This is a genomic window from Paracoccus sp. (in: a-proteobacteria) (assembly GCF_030604785.1).
In the GTDB taxonomy this organism is placed as follows: domain Bacteria; phylum Pseudomonadota; class Alphaproteobacteria; order Rhodobacterales; family Rhodobacteraceae; genus Paracoccus.
The window spans coordinates 1-2,473 of the sequence record NZ_JAUVVF010000083.1 but is presented as its reverse complement, the minus strand read 5'-3'; the positions used below and the strand labels follow the sequence as shown (position 1 = coordinate 2,473).

General features: G+C 65.9%; 4 protein-coding genes. All 4 read right to left on the bottom strand.

Translation table 11 applies throughout. The features are described from left to right. A partial coding sequence (locus QAR72_RS15615) for a biotin/lipoyl-containing protein (RefSeq protein ID WP_304618299.1) occupies positions 1-131 on the bottom strand: 131 nt, incomplete at its 3' end. Positions 132-145: 14 nt separating this feature from the next. Further along, complete coding sequence (gene pdhA / locus QAR72_RS15610) at positions 146-1,180, bottom strand: pyruvate dehydrogenase (acetyl-transferring) E1 component subunit alpha (protein WP_304618298.1); 1,035 nt, start codon at positions 1,178-1,180, stop codon at positions 146-148. A 109-nt stretch (positions 1,181-1,289) separates the two neighbouring features. Continuing rightward, positions 1,290-1,583, bottom strand: coding sequence for an FtsB family cell division protein (locus tag QAR72_RS15605; protein WP_304618297.1), 294 nt, complete (start codon positions 1,581-1,583; stop codon positions 1,290-1,292). A 62-nt stretch (positions 1,584-1,645) separates the two neighbouring features. Beyond that, positions 1,646-2,425 carry a 23S rRNA (adenine(2030)-N(6))-methyltransferase RlmJ gene (locus QAR72_RS15600; RefSeq protein WP_304618296.1) on the bottom strand — a complete coding sequence of 260 codons (780 nt, stop codon included), beginning with the start codon at positions 2,423-2,425 and terminating at the stop codon, positions 1,646-1,648. Between the last annotated feature and the right edge of the window lie 48 nt (positions 2,426-2,473).

Below are 2,473 nucleotides of genomic sequence, written 5' to 3'. Positions count from 1 at the left end.
GCCTTGTCGGTCTCGATCTCGGCGATGATGTCGCCGGATTTCACGACGTCGCCTTCCTTTTTCAGCCATTTCGCCAGAGTCCCCTCCTCCATGGTCGGGGACAGGGCGGGCATCAGAATCTCGGTTGCCATATTACGTCACCCCCTCAGGCGTTCTCTTCGGCGCTGCCCTGCGGCAGGTCGTCGGCGTAGATGTCGGTCCAGAGCTCGTCCAGCGACGGTTCCGGGCTTTCCTTGGCGAATTCGGCGGAATCGTTGACGATGTCCTTGATGTCCTTGTCGATCGCCTTGAGCTCGTCCTCGGTCGCGTGGCCGCCGGTCAGCAGCAGGTCGCGCACGTTCTCGATGGCGTCGCGTTCGTCGCGCATCTTCTGCACTTCCTCGCGCGAGCGATACTTGGCCGGGTCCGACATGGAGTGACCGCGATAGCGGTAGGTCATCACTTCGAGGATGTAGGGGCCCTTGCCCGCGCGGCAATGCGCCACGGCCTTTTCGCCCGCCGCCTTGACCGCCAGCACGTCCATGCCGTCAACCTGTTCGCCGGGGATGCCGAACGCCTCGCCCCGACCGAACAGCGTCGTCGATTTCGTCGAGCGCTTGACCGAGGTGCCCATGGCATATTGGTTGTTCTCGATCACGAAGACGACCGGCAGGTCCCACAGCTCGGCCATGTTGTAGGTCTCATAGACCTGGCCCTGGTTGGCGGCGCCATCCCCGAAATAGGTGAAGGTGACGTTGTCATTGCCCAGATACTTGTCGGCGAAGGCCAGGCCCGCGCCAAGCGGCACCTGCGCCGCCACGATGCCGTGGCCGCCATAGAAGTGCTTTTCGCGGCTGAACATGTGCATGCTGCCGCCCTTGCCCTTGGAATAGCCGCCCTCGCGGCCGGTCAGTTCGGCCATCACGCCGCGGGCGGACATGCCGCAGGCCAGCATGTGGCCGTGGTCGCGGTAGCTGGTGATGCGCTTGTCGCCTTCCTTGGCGCAGGCCTCCAGCCCGACCACGACGGCCTCTTGCCCGATATAGAGGTGGCAGAAGCCGCCAATCAAGCCCATGCCGTAAAGCTGGCCGGCCTTTTCCTCGAATCGGCGGATCAGCAGCATGTCGCGGTAGTATTTGAGCAGCTCGTCCTTCGATATGTTCGAAGGCGCCTCCTTGGCGGGGCTGGGTTTCCTGGCCATGCGGCACATCCTCCTGAGGCTGTGGTCGGAATAGTTCAGCGTTAAACTATCCGTAGCGCATCCCTTTGGACCGCGCAATGCCGGAGGCCGGACCCAGCCGGGGCAGGGCTCAGCGCAGGATCACCTCGTCGGCGCGCATGACGCCCAGCACATCGCGGGCGCGTTCGTCCAGAAGGTCCAGATCGAGGAATTCGTCGGAGAGGCGGCGGGTCAGGTTCTGCATCTCGGACACTTCGGCGCGCAGGGCGTCGCGCTGCGCTTCCAGTTCGGCCATCTCGGATTCGATCTGGATGCGGCGCAACAGGCCCGACGGCCCCTGCACGGCGGCAAAGGCGAAATAGAGGCCAAGCGCGGCGGTCAGCACGATGAAAACGGTGGTGCCGATCGAAAGGCGTTGGGTCATGGGCGTCGTCCTGATGGGGCCGGGCGACTATGCCACAGCGCAACCGGGCGGGGAATCCCCGGTCAGAGCCTCGCGGCGAAAATTGCGGAAAGGCGCGCGGCCTCGTCGGCAAGCCCGTAAGGCGGGTTCAGCACGAACATCCCCGATCCGATCATCCCGTGGCCGGGTCGCAGGGCCGGAAAACCCAGCTCCGAGACCAGCGCGCCGGGATGGTCGGCGGTCAGTGCCTGGATCATCGGGCGGTGGCGGTCGTCTGCCAGGATCGGATACCACAGCGCGATGACGCCGACATTCCACTTGCGCGCGATCTGGGCGACATGGCGTGGAATCGCGGCATAGTCGGTCTTGACCTCGTAGCTGGGGTCGATCAGCAGCATCCCGCGCCGGGGCGTGGGCGGGCAGACAGCCTGCGCCATGGCGAATCCGTCCTGCCGGTAGAGGTTGGCAAAGCCCGCGACCTGGCGCAGGGCCTCGTGTTCGGCGGGGTGCAGTTCGGCCAGATGGGCGCGGTCTTCGGGGCGCAGGAAATGCGCGGCGACCAGCGGCGATCCGGGATAGGCGCGCGGTCCCCGGCTGGCGCGGATCGCGGTCAGCGCGGCCATCAGCGGGTGGGTTTCGGGCAGCCAGTGTTCGGACAGGGCGCGGTCGATGCCGGCCTCGGCCTCGCCGGTGCGCTGCGCCTCGGGGCTGTCCAGCCGATAGAGACCGCGCCCGGCATGGGTTTCCAGATAGCTGAGGGGCTTGTCCTTGCGCGTCAGGTAATCCAGCGCGGTGGCCAGCAGCGCGTGCTTGTGCAGGTCGGCCAGGTTCCCGGCGTGATAGGCGTGCTGATAGCTGAGCATGGCATCCTGTAGCGCGTCGCGGACCGGCCGGAAAGCCTATTCCGCGCG

What these genes read in the sequence shown, in the direction of transcription:
- QAR72_RS15600 (WP_304618296.1), bottom strand. Translation starts at nt 2,425, where the DNA reads ATGCTCAGCTATCAGCACGCCTATCACGCCGGGAACCTGGCCGACCTG.
- pdhA (WP_304618298.1), bottom strand. Translation starts at nt 1,180, where the DNA reads ATGGCCAGGAAACCCAGCCCCGCCAAGGAGGCGCCTTCGAACATATCG.
- QAR72_RS15605 (WP_304618297.1), bottom strand. Translation starts at nt 1,583, where the DNA reads ATGACCCAACGCCTTTCGATCGGCACCACCGTTTTCATCGTGCTGACC.